The 17,666-nt window shown below is 38.3% G+C and carries 16 protein-coding genes; 1 reads left to right on the top strand and 15 read right to left on the bottom strand.

Annotated features, from left to right (window positions below; genetic code table 11):
- Positions 1-68: 68 nt before the first annotated feature.
- The 9 genes from J2S08_RS05800 to J2S08_RS05840 all read right to left on the bottom strand — a co-directional run bounded on the left by J2S08_RS05800 (position 69) and on the right by J2S08_RS05840 (position 8,464).
- The gene (locus tag J2S08_RS05800) at positions 69-491 is read right to left on the bottom strand and encodes a VOC family protein (RefSeq protein ID WP_307227568.1); all 423 of its coding nucleotides are present in this window, start codon (positions 489-491) and stop codon (positions 69-71) included.
- 70 nt (positions 492-561) lie between these two features.
- Positions 562-876, bottom strand: a complete 315-nt coding sequence (locus tag J2S08_RS05805) for a GNAT family N-acetyltransferase (protein ID WP_307227570.1) — start codon at positions 874-876, stop codon at positions 562-564.
- 14 nt (positions 877-890) lie between these two features.
- Positions 891-1,034, bottom strand: coding sequence for a hypothetical protein (locus J2S08_RS05810; protein ID WP_307227572.1), 144 nt, complete (start codon positions 1,032-1,034; stop codon positions 891-893).
- A 130-nt stretch (positions 1,035-1,164) separates the two neighbouring features.
- The gene (locus J2S08_RS05815) at positions 1,165-3,669 is read right to left on the bottom strand and encodes an ABC transporter permease (RefSeq protein ID WP_307227575.1); all 2,505 of its coding nucleotides are present in this window, start codon (positions 3,667-3,669) and stop codon (positions 1,165-1,167) included.
- Positions 3,666-4,544 carry an ABC transporter ATP-binding protein gene (locus J2S08_RS05820; RefSeq protein ID WP_307227577.1) on the bottom strand — a complete coding sequence of 293 codons (879 nt, stop codon included), beginning with the start codon at positions 4,542-4,544 and terminating at the stop codon, positions 3,666-3,668. Before J2S08_RS05820 ends, J2S08_RS05815 begins: the two co-directional genes overlap by 4 nt.
- Before the next feature lie 688 nt (positions 4,545-5,232).
- Positions 5,233-5,544 carry a DMT family transporter gene (locus J2S08_RS05825; RefSeq protein WP_307227579.1) on the bottom strand — a complete coding sequence of 104 codons (312 nt, stop codon included), beginning with the start codon at positions 5,542-5,544 and terminating at the stop codon, positions 5,233-5,235.
- Positions 5,544-5,882, bottom strand: a complete 339-nt coding sequence (locus tag J2S08_RS05830; protein ID WP_370875634.1) for a DMT family transporter — start codon at positions 5,880-5,882, stop codon at positions 5,544-5,546. Before J2S08_RS05830 ends, J2S08_RS05825 begins: the two co-directional genes overlap by 1 nt.
- Before the next feature lie 63 nt (positions 5,883-5,945).
- Complete coding sequence (locus tag J2S08_RS05835; protein WP_307227581.1) at positions 5,946-6,509, bottom strand: TetR family transcriptional regulator; 564 nt, start codon at positions 6,507-6,509, stop codon at positions 5,946-5,948.
- Between the two features lie 263 nt (positions 6,510-6,772).
- Entirely contained in the window at positions 6,773-8,464 is a 1,692-nt protein-coding gene (locus tag J2S08_RS05840) for a stalk domain-containing protein (RefSeq protein WP_307227583.1), read from the bottom strand.
- 635 nt (positions 8,465-9,099) lie between these two features.
- On the opposite strand from J2S08_RS05840, the gene J2S08_RS05845 reads away from it, so the two are divergent.
- Positions 9,100-10,014 (top strand): Rpn family recombination-promoting nuclease/putative transposase, encoded by a 915-nt coding sequence (locus tag J2S08_RS05845; RefSeq protein WP_307227585.1) that lies wholly within the window; start codon positions 9,100-9,102, stop codon positions 10,012-10,014.
- A gap of 88 nt (positions 10,015-10,102) precedes the next feature.
- On the opposite strand, the gene J2S08_RS05850 is transcribed toward J2S08_RS05845, so the two are convergent.
- The 6 genes from J2S08_RS05850 to hpaB all read right to left on the bottom strand — a co-directional run bounded on the left by J2S08_RS05850 (position 10,103) and on the right by hpaB (position 17,284).
- Complete coding sequence (locus J2S08_RS05850) at positions 10,103-10,963, bottom strand: FAD synthetase family protein (RefSeq protein ID WP_307227587.1); 861 nt, start codon at positions 10,961-10,963, stop codon at positions 10,103-10,105.
- Positions 10,964-11,143: 180 nt separating this feature from the next.
- Positions 11,144-12,127 (bottom strand): 3,4-dihydroxyphenylacetate 2,3-dioxygenase, encoded by a 984-nt coding sequence (gene hpaD, locus J2S08_RS05855; protein ID WP_307227589.1) that lies wholly within the window; start codon positions 12,125-12,127, stop codon positions 11,144-11,146.
- A gap of 211 nt (positions 12,128-12,338) precedes the next feature.
- A complete protein-coding gene (gene hpaE / locus J2S08_RS05860; protein ID WP_370875635.1) occupies positions 12,339-13,826 on the bottom strand; it encodes a 5-carboxymethyl-2-hydroxymuconate semialdehyde dehydrogenase in 1,488 nt (495 codons plus the stop codon).
- Positions 13,827-13,847: 21 nt separating this feature from the next.
- Positions 13,848-14,771: a 2,4-dihydroxyhept-2-ene-1,7-dioic acid aldolase gene (gene hpaI, locus J2S08_RS05865; protein WP_307227592.1), complete on the bottom strand. Its 924-nt coding sequence runs from the start codon at positions 14,769-14,771 to the stop codon at positions 13,848-13,850.
- Positions 14,772-15,051: 280 nt separating this feature from the next.
- A complete protein-coding gene (locus tag J2S08_RS05870; protein WP_307227594.1) occupies positions 15,052-15,543 on the bottom strand; it encodes a flavin reductase family protein in 492 nt (163 codons plus the stop codon).
- 250 nt (positions 15,544-15,793) lie between these two features.
- Complete coding sequence (gene hpaB / locus J2S08_RS05875) at positions 15,794-17,284, bottom strand: 4-hydroxyphenylacetate 3-monooxygenase, oxygenase component (RefSeq protein ID WP_307227596.1); 1,491 nt, start codon at positions 17,282-17,284, stop codon at positions 15,794-15,796.
- Positions 17,285-17,666 lie beyond the last annotated feature (382 nt).

A 17,666-nucleotide genomic window follows, 5' to 3' on the forward strand; every position in this document is an offset into this window, starting at 1 on the left:
AAAATAGTGCTCCAATTAAACGGAGCACTATTTTTCGTATATTTAAAACATCAAGTACTGTTCATACTTTATGCTTTAACCTGATCCACGATATCATTCATCGTTTTGGTCTGATCTATTTGCATCGAAAGGGTGATGACATAACCATCAGGGTCACACAAAAAAAGTTCACGAGCATTCCATGGCCGCTCGATAGGCCCTTCTATTACGTTTGCGCACATCTTGCTTGCTCTTTCAGCATAACTTTCAATATCTTCTACTGTAAAGTTGAGAACAATCCCTTTTCCAGTAGATTCCTGATCGATTTTTTCTGACACCAACATGATGTCTTGATACTTGTTCCCTCGAATATGAGCCATTATCGTATTACCATCTCCGTCCGGCAGCTCAAATACGGAATCAAAATGAAGTACTTCTTTGTACCAATTAAGAGAACTTTCCATATTGTTTACTGAAAGTTTAACAAACAACGGCATCGGATAAGCTTCCATTATCCTTCTCTCCCTTCACTAAGATACCTTTAATCTAAAGTATCACGTAACGAGGGAGTCAAGGATTTTTTTATAATGATTTTTCCATGACAAATTTATCATACGGCAAGTCAGGGAGGAAACGTTCTTCTACGATTTCATAGCCCTTTTTTTCGTACATTTTAACTAAATAAGGGTGGCTTTGAGCGACTGTCAGCCTGATCTTTATTTCACCCATTTTTGACAGTTTCTTTTCTCCATCTTTCATTAAATTTGTCCCAATCCCTATCCCTTTATAAGCAGATTTAACAGCCAACCTACTTAAAACATAACACTGCCAATCACGATGATACTTTAACCTAACTGTACCTAAAATATGGAAAGAACCTGCTTCTTTGGCCGTCACTAATATCGATTCATTTATCCAATGTTGAACTCCTGTATTGATACTTTTGGCGCGCTCGCAGGAAGCCCTAACTTTTCATTTTCTTCGTAAGCATCACGGTAAACGTCTACTAAACTTTCTGCCTCATCAACTCTTGCATTTTCTATGATGATCTTCATAACCTCACCCCTATACTCAAAATCATATCTTTGTCTTTAATGATAACGTACATTTTTCTAAAAATAAGGGGCTCTTTGGCCCCTATTATAAAGGTGGTAAGGGATGTTCCTATCATCTTAAAACATCATTCTATATCCTTATTTGCTTTGTAGTGTCTTTGTCCATCTTAATATTCCTTTTATCTCTATGCAAAACGATGTTCCCGATCACGATCAAGCTAGCTGTCAAAAGCAGTAACACGATACTGCCTGTTGTAAACTGTACATACTGATTGTCTAGCAACGCTTGCGTTTCACCATTCATGATCTTGGCAATATGAAAATAAGTAAACGGCGACAAATGGGCGAATTGCGGAAATAGTTGCGTTCCTATGAAGTAGCCAGCAATAACAAGGATGGTAACGAACGTAACCAAACTGAATTGATTTTTTATCCACACAGAACAAAAAATAGTTAAAGTAAGCAAGAACATCAATACAATTAAAAATAAGACAATGCTTTGGACTACATATTCACCAATTGGGATAAAGTGAAAGCCCATTCCTTGTGCATAATTTCCTGTATAGGCTGGTGAATTGGCTAAACTAGCACTATCATAGACGAAAATGGGATACATCCAATCTCCAAAGCGATTAAAGATCGTCGCAATGAGTAAAGAAATGAAAACAAGCCCGACACTACCTCCAATAGCTGCCATGAACGATGATAGCCATTTTCCATTAAAAATTTGCGTACGCAAAAGTGGTTGTGTGAATAGAAAATGTAGTGTTGGACGCTTTCCTCTTTCTGCTGCCAAGCCGCCTCCTAATAATAGAAAAAACAAGACGAGGGGCACAAAAAAGTAATGCCGATCTATGTAAAGAAATAGCGAAAAAAGTCCACTGCTATCTACTTTCCGATTCTCTTCTTCCCACATTTTTTGATAATGCGCCTCATTTTCTTTCCAATAATGAAATATAGTGAGAACGTCCTCTCCTGGAAATACAGGTCGAATATGACGTTCCATCAACCATTGTTTTTCTAACAAACTAGCAGCTATTGCCATTCTCCCCGTTTTATGCTCCATCGAACCTTCAATATTACCAGTATCCAGTTCGTTGTTCGCAAACCGATTTTCGAAAAGCTGATACTCATATAATGGACGCCAATCTCCCTTTTTGTAGCCTTCAATAGCAAGATTGCTTTTAGCTAATCGTTCTTCAGCAAAGGCCAATGCTATTTCTAAATCGGCCATTAGTTCAACGAATTCTCCTGCTTCAGACATATCTTCTTTCAAAAGATCAATAAGCTTTTGAGAGTCTTTTAACTTATTAAAGTAGGCAGCTTCTTTTTCTTTTGCTTCTTGGTAAATAAGCGCATATCCGAGCGCTAGCAGCGCAACAAGAAAGATCGACACTTGCTTGACGAGCTTCTTCCGTTTCATTTTTCGCCATTCGAATATAGTAAACTGCCGCCACGTGGAGCGCTGCGGTTGAATGGCCCCGCGTCGAAAAGGTCGATAGACATGTTCCCGTGATAATCCAGCTTTTTTCTCAGGTAGTACCATGGCGGTTGCCAGCAACAAACAACTCCATGCCACTGCAGAGAGAAAGGATAACATAATCGTACTGGTAGACATTGCTTCTATCTTTGATAATAAATGCAAAACTTGAAAAGGATTAATAAGCGTTTGTAACACCTCATACTTATTTGTCACGACATAACCAAAAAGAACCGTTGTACAAATAAATAATAAAGCTCGGAAAGTCGTTGTGAGTCTTGTGCTAAAGAAAATGATAAGACTAAAAGCAAAGAGACTGGCACTAAGAAAGAGCATTGCCCCTCTTATCAAATATTCAAAAGTAGAAATCAGGTCAAAACTGTCTCCAGCAGGGACAATTTGTGGATAATGAAAGTGAATTTGACTATAACCAAACAGGATAGGGATAAGGATCCCTAAAGCAGTAACCATGATGAGAAAAAGGAACAACATCGCTAATAAGCCTACATATTTTCCGCCTAACAACCGCCATTTAGCAATTGGTTGCGTACTTAACGTTAACCATGTTTTCTGTTCTTTTTCTGCGATGATCGTAGCACCAAAGAAGAGTAGTAATAAGAGGATACCGAAAAAACCAACATGCACCGTTGCATTTGCTTTTAAAAACAAGACTGGAGATAATGGAAATTCCTCATCTTCATAAGGTAGGTTATAATCTCGAAGCCAAGCATTTTTTGCGATTGCTTTTTCTTTTTCCATTCCTTCTAATAAAGGAAATGTGCCTCCAGACTGTTCAAGCTCCTGTAAATGGATCAAGAAATCCTCTTCATGTGCGGGAATCTCACCCCATTTTTCATGATTAATTGCAACCTTCCAATGCACCAATGAAACTCCCATATCTTGCAAATGTGCAAATTGTTTTGCTTGTACATCGTCGAAACCGCTTCCTTCTTTCAGCATTTCCAGTTCTTCTTTCAAACGGTTTACTTCACGGTTAAGCGGTTCCATCTTCTTTGTAGCCCGTTCTGACATGAGAGTCTTTTGCGAATAATGGTGATAGAACATACCACCTGTGCTTAAAAGGATGACTACAAATAGCCAAAGAAGTCGTTTTTCCCGCCATACTTTCTTTAGTTCGAATTGAAGAAATCTCATGATACATCCGCCCCAAAAATTTGTTGATAACGATCTTCAGAACCGAGCATTTTTTTCTCGATATCTAATAGTTTTACTTCTTGCTCGAAGAACAATTGAAGCATATCGTGAATAGCAGTATCTTTCATATAGAGCAATAGTTGATTGTTTTCTATTTTTACTGGAATATTGTTTGCTTCTAAGAGCTTTTTTGCTTGGTGGACATTGTCAACGGTTAGTTGGTAACCAATTTTTTCATCATGAGGGATATGTTCTTGTATGATGTTGCCATCTTTCAAGAATAAGATGTCGGAAGTAACAAGGTCTATTTCAGCTAGTTGATGTGAAGATAGCATAATCGTTGTGCCTTTTTCGTATAAATCTCGTAATAGATTCCTTATTTTTATGGCGCTTGTAGGATCAAGACCATTTAAAGGTTCATCTAATATGAGCAATTTCGGTTGATTTAAAAGAGCCATTGTTAATAATAAGTGCTGTTTCATTCCGAGAGAATAATTTCCTACTTTTTTGTGTAGGTAGTCGGTCATTCCAATTCGCTCTGCAGTTTCTAACATTTGTTGTTTCGGAATTTTTTGGACGTTACTGATAAATTGAAGATGATCATAGCCCGTTAAATAATCATAGAGGACAGCGTTATCTTGCATAAAAGCAATCTCCTTGAAAATCTGAGGATTCTTATTATTTTTGCCCAAAATCGTCACAGTCCCTTGATCAGCGGTGACTAGATTAGTGATAATGTTTAAAAGTGTTGATTTTCCAGAACCGTTGGGACCAACTAAAGCAACAATTTGCGGTTGATCAATCGTAAAAGAAATACCTTTCAGTACTTTTTCTTTTCCATACGATTTGTGGATTTGATTGACTGATAGAATCATCGTTCGACCTCCTAATAAATCAAGACTATATTTATATAAAAAAGGCGCTTCACTTCCATTTATAGGGAAGGAAGAGCCTTTTTTTATAGTAAATTATTCAGATTCAGCCGGACCACCAAATGGCTTGGGTATGGTATAGGGTCTCTATATAAACCGCGGTAATACACAAGATTGCCAAAATCTGTTTCTTTATTAAAAGCTTAACCAACCTCGATAATGATGGTTGTATCTCATTTCTGAATAAAACTTATAATCGTCAAGACCTGGAATAAGCGCATCAACTTCGGCTAGTTGATGTGAAGATAAGAAGCTCTTGAATTAATTTTCATTAAAATTAACATATTTATATTTTTCTGTCAATATACATTAGCACTTACTGTTTTAAGTATGGATCGAAATATTAAAAGCATGGAAAAAACAGCATTTAAACTTGAAGAAGAATGTGGCCATCTACGCCAGCACAAAGTATAAATAAGAAATCAGTTTGTTTCCAATCGTTTTCCTTATGTGAACTTTGGATTGATTACAAAGCAGCAGGGCTTCTAACTCACTACTTTCCTATAATGAAACTTCCATGAGTGGGGGTCTTAATGCCAGTTAGATATGGGATATAAAATCGGTTTTAAAAAGCAGCTAAGAAAAATGTTGCACTTTTCTTAGCTGCTTTGCTTTAAATATTTGTCTATCCTTAATATATTTGCAAACCAATAACAGCAATAATAATAACCGCTATACAGCTAATTCTTCTCCAATCTTTTGACTCTCCAAAGAAAAGCATGCTGATAATGACGCCTCCTGCTGTTCCAATTCCAGTCCAAATAACGTATGCAACGCTAAGAGGCAAGTACTGGAAAGCAATATTTAATAAGAAGAAACTAAGGCCAAAAAATACGAAAATACCAGCTAAATCCAATAATTTTTTGTCACGGCTATAGCGATTCAAGCTCGTTACTCCTGCTATTTCAAGAAATGCGGCAAAAAATACACTTAGTAAACCCATTATGCTTTCCTCTCTTTTTGTTGTTTCGTTTCAATTAAATTTAATCCTATCACTGCTAAAACCATTAAGAAGACAAAAAATAACCTAGGAACTGTTATTTGACCATCAAAAAACAGCCAATCAATTAAAACCGCACCAACTGCACCAAAACCGGCAAATACTGCGTAAACAGTTCCTGTCGGCAAATGATCACACGCTTTAATAAGAATTTTAAAATCAACGACAGCAATTAAGGCAATGATCACCCAATCTAAAACACTATCAGCTGTCTTTAACAATGTAACCCATACAACCTCAAATAAACTTGTTAATAATACATAAATCCAACCTTTATTCATAATGAAGCTCCTCTACTCAATGACTGACCGTCAGTCATAATAGTATAATACCGATGCACCTGCTTATTGAAGTGCTCTCCTTAAAAAATCTATTAGTTCTTTTTTAGTTTCCTCAATTTCAAGCAGATCATCATTAAAAATATATAACTGTTCAGCTGCCTCTTCAATTGAGCCAACGATAAGTCTAGCAGTGATTTTCGTGTTAATTGTAGAAATTACTTCGTTTTTTGCTTTCGCATCTTCCAGCAGTTCCGTAATAAATTGATAATATGGTTCATATATTTTTTCCCATTTTGTCAATTCATCTGCTACAGCAAGACTAGAATAGCAAATTTTTAATATTTTTTTGTAATCTTTCGTTGCTTGAAAATGAAGATCCACTAGTTTCTCTATTTTTTGGTCGAATGGTTCGTCTAAAGAGATATTTTCCTTCGATTTTTGCATAATTTTTTGCAGCAGTGCATCTGCAATTTCAGGAACGACTTGCATTTTAGACGCAAAATACAAATAAAAAGTTCCTTTCCCAACACCAGCTTTTGCAGTAATATCAGATACCGTTGCTTTTTCTAACCCCTTCTCAGAAAAAATATCAACGGCCGCATTCAATAACTTCTCTTTTTTGCTCATGTAAATCTTCACATCCCTCTAACAGCCTCATTTAAGCTTCCGGCTTGAACATAGAGAATCAAAGGGGTTCTTCCTTCCCTAAGCAGCAGGGCTTAACCTATTAAAATAAAAACTGACCGTCAGTCATAATTGTAAACAATCCTATTACCTTTGTCAAATATGGTATAAAAGACCTTTTGATACAGGACAATTCTAAAGCTTTATTAGAAAAAGAGCTATGTCAAAACATCGTCAATGTTTTTGACATTAGCTCTTTGTTCCTCTTACTTTACTTTCTTGATCCAAGCAGCAATGTTGTCAATAATTTGTGATGGGACATTCGCAGGCTCACTGTATTCCATCCCAATAGATATACCATCATACTCCGTTAAAAAGTGGTTTACCTTTGGATATAATTTGTATTCAACATCTTGACGATGCTTTAGAGCTGCTTTCCATCCCTCAAATTGCTTGACAGACACTTGCCAATCATTTTCCCCTTGCATCACCAGCATTGGCGTCTTCTGTTCTTTAGCTGCTTCACTTGGAATATAATCTCGGATTTCAAACCACCAATAAGGGTGGCCAGCCGGGAAATTCTCTGGCAAGTGATCGATAGAATATTGCGGATCATTTATCATTTCAGCAATGCTTTTCCACATCGCGGCAGCCTGCTCTTGCTGTTTGATCGCTTCCGTAGGCATCTTCAATTGGTTCATTCGTTCCAAGGCCACTTCCTGCTGTTCAACGAGTAGTGCATCAAACTTTTGACTTGGCCCTGCTAATAAAATCGCACCCGCAATGCTTTTATCTCTATCGCTTTCTATCATCATTGGCACTGCGAAGCCACCTTGGCTATGGCCAGCAACAAAAATTTTGGAAGGATCAATCGCTTTTTGATCTTTCAATAAAGCAACAGCTTTCAAAGCGTCGTCTACTGTCTCTCTTTTCAATGTCATTTTTGGATCAAATGATTTAAAATGATGTTCCTTCGTAATTTTTTCGTAGCGAAGGACTGCAATGTTATGCTCTGCCAATCCAACAGCAATGTCTCGAAAAGGCTTCATACCACCCATTGTTGAATCTCGATCATGAGGACCAGAACCTTGAACAAGCACAACAGCTGGAAATGGCCCCTCCCCTTTTGGCAGTGTTAATGTCCCAGGCAGAGCAAACGGCCCTTCACCAACAGTTATTTCTTGCTCAATATATTTCTCTTTATGGTCATAATCAGGTTTTTGGTAAATAGTTGATGTTGATGGACCAAACGGCGATATCATAAAGTCATCAATCTGCCCCTGTTTATTAAAGCGAATGACAACTTCAAACGGCATATTTTTCGCTTCATATAATAACGTCGCATTAATATGAACATTATTTTCCTCTACATGAGCGGAAATTTGCTTTCCGATTTCCCCATACATGTTTTGCTCATACGTTTTCCACATTTCCTGAAAAATTTGCGGTTGAAAAAGCTTCTGAAGCTCTGGACTCAAATTTGCATCGGAAGCAGAAAAAGTTCCATGAACGACATCATGGATAAAAAAACTTGCCCGTCCAATATAATCATCCGCTTCAAAGATGATTTTATTTTCATTCCAGCCTAGCTGAGTAGTGAACACCTCATTCATAAAGGAGAGCGGTATCATCGCCCGTTCATTCTTTGTTTCTAATTTCTGTCCAATATCTTTCGTCTTTCCATTCACTGTTGCAGTCGATTCTCCAATTTGCAATACAAGTGTTGTATCACCACGTAAAACAGTGATCGTTTTTGCACCTTGCTCCCACTTAACTTGTGCGCCAATCGCCTCTGCAATCATGCGAACAGGAACGATTGCATCTTTCAAATTCGTTTGAGATACTTTAGCTGTTTCCACCATCTTTTCACTGTTTCCAGCAGCATTGGCAACTGCAGGCAACGCTAATGCAAGAACTGTGGCAGCAGCAACAATCTTAAAAGAATTTATTTTCTTCATCGCCATCCTCCTCTTTGCTGTTCCGCTATCACTCTATGATGCTATGAAAGTCCGATTAGATTCTATTCTAAATTTATCATATATGTCCATTTAATACTATTTTTTATCCCACATCTAACTGGCAGTAAGACCTCCACCTCAAGAGTAAGAGAAATCGAAGAAGTCTAGGTGGGGATAACTGAAAGTCAAATGTCCGATTGGTTCGGGCCGACAGGACAAGGGAAAGCTTCTTGAATCAACATCGCACGAAGAAAAAGTGTTTTTCTTTTTCGAGGATGTCGGTCACAAAGGCGTTGCAACAGGACAAGGAAAGCTTCGGCAGCGATACATCGCACGAAGAAAAGCGGTTTCCTTTTCGAGGACGTTGCGATCTTAGCCTTTGTTCTACTTCTTATCAGTGGGATAAAAGAAACCCCCCCACTCATGGAAGTTTCACTTTATTTTAACCAAAGATATGAAGTCTTTTTTATGATATGTGGAAGTGAAGCTGTTTAGATCAAAAAAGATGAACGACAAAAAGAACACTTGTTCCTGTTTGTTTTTTATGTTATATTTATGATGAAGATGAAACCCTCACCTATAGACCTCCGCAACGCCCCTTGTCATCTTCATTACTTCAATAAGGATGTGATACAATGTTGTCAACAGCGCTTCTTCGTGAGGAGCCGCGGCAATATACAGACCATGACCGTTTGTTTAAAGAGCTCATTCGGACATTTTTCGCAGAATTTTTGGAAGCTTTTTTCCCACACATTCACAGCCACATTGACTTTTCCTACCTGAAACTGCTATCAGAAGAAGTTTTTACAGATGTAACTGTCGGTGAAAGAAGGAGAGTCGACATCCTCATGGAAACAAAACTACGCGAAAAAAATACGATTATTATCATTCACATTGAACCCCAATCGTACACACAGCCTTATTTCCATGAACGGATGTTTATCTACTTTAGCAGGTTATACGAAAAATATCGAAAACCAATTCTACCGATTGCTGTCTTTAGCTACGATGAAAAGCGGAAAGAACCAACGACATTTTCAATGTCTTTTCCTTTTCAAGAGGTGCTCACTTTTCAATTTTTAAAACTGCAGCTGCGAACAATGAATTGGCGCAGCTTTGTGTACGCTAATAATCCCGCTGCTGCTGCCTTGCTTAGTAAAATGGACTACACTGCGAAAGAACGGATTCAAGTGAAGCTGGAATTTTTGCGCATGCTCGTCCGTATGGAACTGAACCCAGCAAAAATGGCATTGATTAATGGCTTCTTTGAAACATATTTAAAACTCGACCAAAAGGAGGAACAAATACTAATGGAAGAAATCAAACATCTTCAGCCTCAAGAAACAGAAGGAATCTTAAAACTGCCAAATTCATGGATTGAAAGAGGAATAAAACGAGGAATGAAACAAGGTATGAAACAAGGAATGAAAAAGAGTAGTAAACGTATCGCTTCTAATATGATAAAGAAAGGATATACAGAAGAAGTCATTGCGAGCCTCACCGAATTAAGTGTCGAAGAAATCAGAAATATCAAGCAGGAACTAGATTAGCAGATTAGAAGCGTTTTTGAATGATGAATGTATACGCAGAATGAGTTGTCATGATCAAGTAACTGTCCATCAGCAGGGGGTTCTTCCTCTACTGATGGATCTGTACGTCCATATGCTCTCTAAATTTTTGTTTATCTTGAACAAACTGTTTGTGCCACGTTATTGTTAACCAAGCGTTCTCTGGAAATGGAGCGATACTATTCGTAAACTGCAACAATATGTTGTTATGATGATTTCTTCGATGAGCGATCGCAGAGTGCGTTTCTTTTCCATCATAAACAGATACATGATAGGCGCCTGGTTTTGGCAATAAATTGTTGTCTCTATTGATAAAAGTGATTTCATACTGATTAAATTGAAGGGAACCAGCTATTTGATACTCATTCCCTAAATATGCCAATACCTTGTCTACTTCTCCTGCTAAAATGAGGGATCTAATCAATGTAGAGCTTATCTTCTCTCCGTTTAACGCTACTTTTTCGACTTTCGTAACAGAGAATGCTCCCTTGCCATCAACTGCGATCCTATCCATATTCCCTTGTCCACGATAACCGTATGTAAAATCAAAGCCAGCAACAACGTGTTTTGCTCCCAACTTAGTTACATACCGTTCAATAAATTGTTCTGGAGAAAGCATGGCAAAACGTCGGTTAAATGCAACGACATATAAGCAATCAACGCCTAGACGACTCAATATATCTTCTTTTTGTGCAAGAGAAGTGAGATAGTCAACTTTCATTTTACCGTCACTAATCACTTCTTTTGGATGAGGAAAAAAAGTCATCACAGCAGTGGTCAATCCTTTTGTTTTAGCAATTTCAGAAGCTGTCTGAATGACTTTGCGGTGGCCGAGATGGACACCGTCAAAAAAGCCAAGAGCCATGACGCAAGTATCCGTTTTTACGATTGATATAGGTTGTTCTTCTTCAGATAAAAATACTGTTTTCAAGTTCATCCCCCCTATTGTGTTCGCATAAAAATGGATTAGAAAAGACTTCACTTTAAAGAAGAGCAGCATCAACAAATGAAAAACGCTGCGACCCACTATCGCAGCGCGCAAAAACAATCATCTCTGCTACATTTATTAGGAAGGAAAGATTAATAACTGCTACAGCTTGTGACCTCGTGTTTAAATGATAAATTCAGGCTTTTTTTGCTCCAGCAGCGGTTCGTGAACAGCAATCTCTTCACCAGTTTCAATATCGATAAATGTACTTGTTTCGTTAAACCAGCTGTCAGGAGCTTTGTGTCCCCAGAAGGTTTGGCGTCTTGGATCATTTAAATCCCAACGAATTGGCTTAAAGTCTGGGTCACTCGTTAAATAGTCACCTGTATAAAGCTCGATGCGATGGCCGTCCGGATCTCTTAAATAAAGGAAAAAGGCATTCGATAAACCATGCCGCCCCGGCCCTCTTTCAATGGCATCAGCATATCCCATGCTTGCCAGCACATCGCAGCAATGAATCAAACTCATTGGTTCTGATAGCCAGTAGGCAAAGTGATGCAGCTTTGGGCCTTTGCCATTCATAAAGGCTTGGTCATGGACGGTTGGTTTACGATGAAGCCATGCTGCCCAAATTTTCTCATCTTCAGTAGCTGTATATTCAGAACAAGCAAAGCCCAATTGATCAATATAAAAGTCATACGCCTTTTGAACATCTGGTACAGCACAGTTAACATGATCAATTCGTTGAATTCTTGCTCCTCGATATAAATCATAGCGCTGCAGCATGCGTTCGACAGTTTCCATTTCACAAAAGAATTCTAATGGAATCCCAGATATATCATGGACGCGCAGTGCCCTGCCCATTGCTCGCTGTTTCCCTTTCTCCACCCATTTAGTTTTCAAGCCTTGCGATTGAAAAAGCGCTTCCAATTTTGTCAAATGCTCTTCTTTCTCTACCTTGTATCCTAACACTTCAACAACTGGCTTGTCAGCTTTTTTTAACAATAGACTATGATGGACATGTTCTTCCAGCCCTCGCAAATAAATATGCTCTTCATCATGTTCTGTTTCAATAAAGCCTAGCGCATTTACATAAAAATCTCGTGATGCCTGCAAGTCAGTTACATGAAGCACCGTTCTGGCTACACGAATGATAGAAAATGTCATGTTTCTCACCCTATCTTTCTATTTTTTATCAACATAAAGAAACAAATAATTTTTTCTAATATATACATGTGTTATTCAAAAATACGTTAAATCAAAGTACGATTTAAATAGTGTACACTGCCTATCAAATGATTGATTTTTAAGAATATTTATTAATCAATATATGGAATACAGGCGGAGGCAATATCTCCACCTGATTCCCACCCATCATTTACTTGCCAAATTGAGGGATATGATGTTCACCAATTGCCACATGAATGATTTTTTGTTCTGTATAAAATTCAAAACTATAGTGGCCGCCCTCACGACCAATTCCTGAATGTTTGGAACCGCCAAAAGGCGTTCTTAAATCACGGACATTTTGCGCATTTACCCAAAGCATACCTGAATCAACTTGATGCGCTACTCTATGTCCTCTCTTTATATCGTTCGTCCAAACATAGCCGGCAAGACCATATTTTACATCATTAGCCATTTTAATGACGTCTGCTTCTTCTTTAAAAGTCAGTACTGTCAGCACAGGACCAAAAATTTCTTCTTGTGCGACGCGCATGTTGTTATCGACATTTAAAATAATCGTCGGGGATACAAAATTTCCTTTTTGAAGGCTTGCCGGAATCTCCCCTGTGATCACTTCTGCCCCTTCTTCTTTCGCTATTTCTAAGTAGCCTTTTACTTTTTCCCAGTGTTCCTTATGAATAAGTGGACCTACTTGCGTTTCTTCAGCAAGCGGATCGCCAACTTTAATATTTGCTACACGCTGTTTTAATGCGGCAATAAACTTCTCTTTTATATTTTCATGTAAAAATAGCCGCGAATTCGCTGTACATCTCTCTCCATTAAAGGAATAGATGCCCCAGACGCAAGCATCTAAAGCACGGTCAAGATCAGCGTCGTCAAAAACAATGATTGGCGATTTCCCACCAAGCTCCATTGAAAAGCGTTTTAATGTGTCTGCACCATTCTTCATTATAGTAGAACCTGTAATAGTCTCACCAGTAAAAGAAATGAGTGTAACATCAGGATGCTTTACAAGTGCAGCACCTGCTGTCTCTCCGAACCCATGAACAATGTTAAAAACGCCTTTAGGAAGCTCTGCTTTATGAATGATCTCCGCAAGCTTATTCGCTGTTAACGGCGATAATTCTGCAGGCTTTAGAACGACAGTATTTCCAGTAGCAAGTGCTGGAGCTACTTTCCACGTTTCCAGCATAAACGGCGCATTCCACGGTGTTATTAAACCAGCAACGCCAACGGGTTGATGAATAGTGTAATTAATAAATTCATCGTCCACTTGATATGTTTCTCCGACGAGACGGCTTTCTACCATTCTTGCATAAAAGCGAAAATTTTCCGAAGCGCGGCTCACCATTTTTCTCGTTTGACTAATAGGCAAGCCTGTATCCAAAGATTCTAAATAAGCAATATTTTCTACTTCTTCATCAATCAAGTCAGCAATCCGATTGATATATGCCAACCGTTTCTTCACTTTCATTGTTTTCCAAGGTCCTTCTACAAATGCTTGCTTCGCTGCTTTTACAGCCTGCTCTATGTCTCCTGAACGGCCTTCCGCTACCTGATTGATTACTTCATTTGTAAAAGGATTCACGTTGTTAAACATAGTGCCGCTTATACTTTTGGTAAATTCACCATTGATATATAAGGAAATATCTTTTTGTGCTTGGTGTTTAAGAAGCATGTTTATCATCTTCCCTTTCTTTTAAGACTTGCTTCCTGCTGACGCAAGAATACCGCAATGCGCTAATGTCTCTCGGATTTCTGCTTTCAATGCTTCTGATGGCGGCCCCATTGGCATACGCAATTTTGGATATATTTTGCCCATCATTCCAAGCGCTGCTTTTGCTGGAGCCGGATTTGTATCCTTGAAGAGTACATCATTCAGCGGCATTAACTCATAATGGAGATCCTGTGCACGTTTCACATCGCCATCGGCCCAAGCATTATAAAGTGCAGCTACTTTCTTTGGCTCCACATTTGCTGTAGCACTAATAAAACCTGCTCCGCCAATTGCCAGCATTGGATAACAAAGCAGCTCAATGCCTGAAAACAACAAGAAATCTCTTCCACAATGAAGGAGTACACGATTAACATGTTCAAAATCTTTATTTGATTCTTTAGCCCCGATAATGTTAGGGCAATCCTCCACTAAACGTTTCATCGTTGAAACTTCCATATTAACAGCAGTACGTCCTGGAATATTATAGATAATAATCGGTATTTTCACTGCATTAGCAACCGTTTTAAAATGATTATATAGAGCTTGCTGATTCGGCTTGTTATAATAAGGAACAATAACCATCGCTGCATCTGCACTCAGCTCTTCTGCATACTTTGTTAATTCCATCGTTTCTTTATGATTCGTGGAACCCGTACCAGGTGCAAAGGGAACACGCCCATCAATCGTTTCCATTGCTAATTTCATTACTCGTTTTCTTTCTTCCACTGTTAAAGAACTTGGCTCGCCGCTCGTTCCTGTTACCGATATGCCATGGCTGCCGCTTTCAATTTGCCAATTTACTAATTGCTTAAAGGTTTCCTCATCTATTTCTCCTTGCTCTGTAAACGGTGTAATAACTGGACAAATCGAACCTCTTAATCTTTGTTTTACATCTTCATAAGCCAATACAATCTGCCTCCTCTTATTTTTATTTGCAAATTATCCCCTTACTCTTCTATCAATAACATTATATTAAATAAACATGTAAATTATATATAAAATCATATATGATTTTTTAGTGTAAAAATATATAGGAGACTAAAACTTAGTTCCTAATAAACCGATTACGTAGACAAGCATCACACATTCACTTAGATCGTCGGACTTTTAGCAGGTGAAGCGGCTGCTTCACCTGACTGTTAAGCCCAAGGTATAATAGAGATGAGTATAAAAATAGCGCAATCCGTTAATTTATAGCGGGAACAATTTTTTTATATTGCCCCCCATGAAAAACTAAAGGTGCTTCCTTCTCTAATGTTATTCCCAATACCTCGCCGATAAAAATCGTATGATCTCCTGCTTCATGCTCATTGTATAATTGACAAGCAATAGATGTTGCTGATTTTGGAAGCACTGGAACGCCTTGAAGTTCTTCAAACGAAATCGCCCGTTTTTCTTTCAGCTGTCCTGCAAAATACATAGACATTTCTTTCTGTTGATCGGAAAGAATATTAACAGCGAATTTCTTTGCTTCACGGATATGCTCCAGCATCTTCGCTCGATGATCAACACTTATGGCAATGAGCTTAGGCTGTAATGATATAGACATGAAAGCATTCGCAGTCATTCCATGAATATCGCCATTAGATTTTGTCGTAATGACGGTCACACCTGATGCAAAGCTTCCCATCGCTTGACGAAACAAACGATCATCGATGGTTTGTTCTATTTTTTCCATCTTTCCTCCTCCTTTCTTCCATATTTCCCGAACAGGAAGGCCCTTTATTCAGTTCAGATGATCGTAAAGCTAAGAAGCTGTGTATCGCTAGACACTCTTTATTACCATCATGAGGGCGACCTAAGGATCGTAGAGGTTCCACCTCTACTTCCAATCATGAAGCAACTTGCATCATTTAGGCAAGTGAGAAGTGTTATCGATTATACGAAATCGTAAACTGACAAGAAAAGAATGTTATTTTCTTTTTCACTCATATATTCGTATACGTTTTGTTTGGACTTTTTGCTCTTTCTAGAAAAGTTTTTATCATTTCTTTATATGGCGCTTTGTTGTACATATCATAATATACATTGGACATTCTGACAGGGTCGCCAAAGAAATAGTACTCATAAAGCGATTGGCGATTGCCAAATGCACTAATAGAAATATCCCAAGCCAAACGGAATAATTGTACTCGATCATAGCCGTCAATATTAGCTCCTTGTGTATAGCGATGAACGAGATTTCCAATATCTTCATTGTTAAAATCATCCTGTGTTGGCAGAGCCATTAAGCCAGAAGCGCCCAGTATCCTAATGATTTCTACCATTCTTTGATAAACTTTTGGAAACCAGTTGCGTGCTGCATTCAAAGGTTCAAAATCAGGTGTCATATTTCCATACTTGTCAATCTTGGCATTATGTTCTGCACGATATAAGTGTGATCTCATCACTTCCAAAATAATCATGATCTCACTTGCCTTCTCTTTGACGTGCTGGAACTGTTCAATGCCAATTGCTTCTATGATACTAAGGACAACTCCAAGTACAAATTCTGTCTTTACAGTGTTTTTCGCGATGACTTGATGAGTCATATGCACAACGGCATTCGTCTCCGCATATGTACGATTGCAAATATCTGTACTTTCACAAACAAATACTCTTTCCCAAGGAACAAGTACGTCCTCAAACGAAATAATCGCATCACTTTCATCAAAACGAGCGCCTAGTGGATGATCCCACTGATTTTTACCGTAATCAAATGATTCGCGAGATAGAAACTTTAAACCTGGCGTATTGTTTGGAATTGCAAAAGCAAACGCATACGGATCATCTGTATTTCCAGGTGTTCTATTTACCGTAGACGGAAAGACAACGAGCTCATCGGTAATGCCGCCTAAAGTTGCAAGGAGACGACACCCATTAATAACAATGCCATCTGCTGTTTTTTTCGTAATCCGTGCAGAAAGGAAAGGGTCCTTCTGTTCAGATTGTGTCAGCTTTGAACGATTCACCTGTGGATGAATCAAAGTATGTGTTAAGCTGATATCGTTCTCACGAGCATATTCATAATAATTTTCCGCGTTTTTAGCAAAGCGGGGATCGCCTCCGCCAGATTGCGCGAAAAAAGAGCTAGCCGTCCCGAAAGCCATGATGCTCGTATTTAAATAATCAGGCGACCTTCCCATCATTCCACCAGAAAAAGCAGCCCATTCACTGTGCATTTCTCTTCTTCTAAATAAATCTTCTTTTGTCTTCGGGGCAATAAAAGAAAGACCTACTTTTTCTCCAGATGTAGGAGAAGTATAGAGCATTTTGTCTGGTTTCTCATATTGAAGATCATAAAGGCCGGCAACACTTTGAACAACATTTTTAAAGGCAGGATGCTCAGGAATGTTGTCCACCTTTTCCCCATGAATCCACACTTCTGTCTTCCGACTTTTTATTCCTTCAATGTATTCTTTGCCTGTACGTGCTGGCATGATTTCTCCCCCTCAACATGTTTTTTGTCAACGCTTACAACTTGAATAATAATTATATTCTGATAATATATGTTATTGTTCGTTTTCAATCATTAACTAGGCACTTTTAATATAAAAACAAATCCAAACCTGCGCAGTACACGTGCACTTAGTATTAAACCGTTGGCTAATCTAATGAGTACATTCTTATGTTGCTTCCTTTATTAGCTCCTCCTCATCCTTTCTTCATTCATTATTCCTTTGGGAACTTGAAATGAAAACTGTTTTACACCTTCACTAAAATGAATGACTTCATCTTTTTAAATATTTTTCACGTTTTAATCATATACTAAATCATATATGATTTCAAGTAATTTTTTGAAAAATTCCTTTATTCAGGGCA

The organism is Bacillus chungangensis, assembly GCF_030812995.1.
Lineage (GTDB): Bacteria > Bacillota > Bacilli > Bacillales > Bacillaceae_C > Bacillus_CF > Bacillus_CF chungangensis.

What these genes read in the sequence shown, in the direction of transcription:
- J2S08_RS05815 (WP_307227575.1), bottom strand. Translation starts at nt 3,669, where the DNA reads ATGAGATTTCTTCAATTCGAACTAAAGAAAGTATGGCGGGAAAAACGA.
- hpaE (WP_370875635.1), bottom strand. Translation starts at nt 13,826, where the DNA reads ATGCTTCTTAAACACCAAGCACAAAAAGATATTTCCTTATATATCAAT.
- J2S08_RS05810 (WP_307227572.1), bottom strand. Translation starts at nt 1,034, where the DNA reads ATGAAGATCATCATAGAAAATGCAAGAGTTGATGAGGCAGAAAGTTTA.
- J2S08_RS05800 (WP_307227568.1), bottom strand. Translation starts at nt 491, where the DNA reads ATGGAAGCTTATCCGATGCCGTTGTTTGTTAAACTTTCAGTAAACAAT.
- J2S08_RS05825 (WP_307227579.1), bottom strand. Translation starts at nt 5,544, where the DNA reads ATGGGTTTACTAAGTGTATTTTTTGCCGCATTTCTTGAAATAGCAGGA.
- hpaD (WP_307227589.1), bottom strand. Translation starts at nt 12,127, where the DNA reads ATGACATTTTCTATCATTCGTGTAGCCAGAACGGTGCTTCATGTAACT.
- J2S08_RS05820 (WP_307227577.1), bottom strand. Translation starts at nt 4,544, where the DNA reads ATGATTCTATCAGTCAATCAAATCCACAAATCGTATGGAAAAGAAAAA.
- J2S08_RS05830 (WP_370875634.1), bottom strand. Translation starts at nt 5,882, where the DNA reads ATGAATAAAGGTTGGATTTATGTATTATTAACAAGTTTATTTGAGGTT.
- J2S08_RS05845 (WP_307227585.1), top strand. Translation starts at nt 9,100, where the DNA reads ATGTTGTCAACAGCGCTTCTTCGTGAGGAGCCGCGGCAATATACAGAC.
- J2S08_RS05835 (WP_307227581.1), bottom strand. Translation starts at nt 6,509, where the DNA reads ATGAGCAAAAAAGAGAAGTTATTGAATGCGGCCGTTGATATTTTTTCT.
- J2S08_RS05840 (WP_307227583.1), bottom strand. Translation starts at nt 8,464, where the DNA reads ATGAAGAAAATAAATTCTTTTAAGATTGTTGCTGCTGCCACAGTTCTT.
- hpaB (WP_307227596.1), bottom strand. Translation starts at nt 17,284, where the DNA reads ATGCCAGCACGTACAGGCAAAGAATACATTGAAGGAATAAAAAGTCGG.
- J2S08_RS05870 (WP_307227594.1), bottom strand. Translation starts at nt 15,543, where the DNA reads ATGGAAAAAATAGAACAAACCATCGATGATCGTTTGTTTCGTCAAGCG.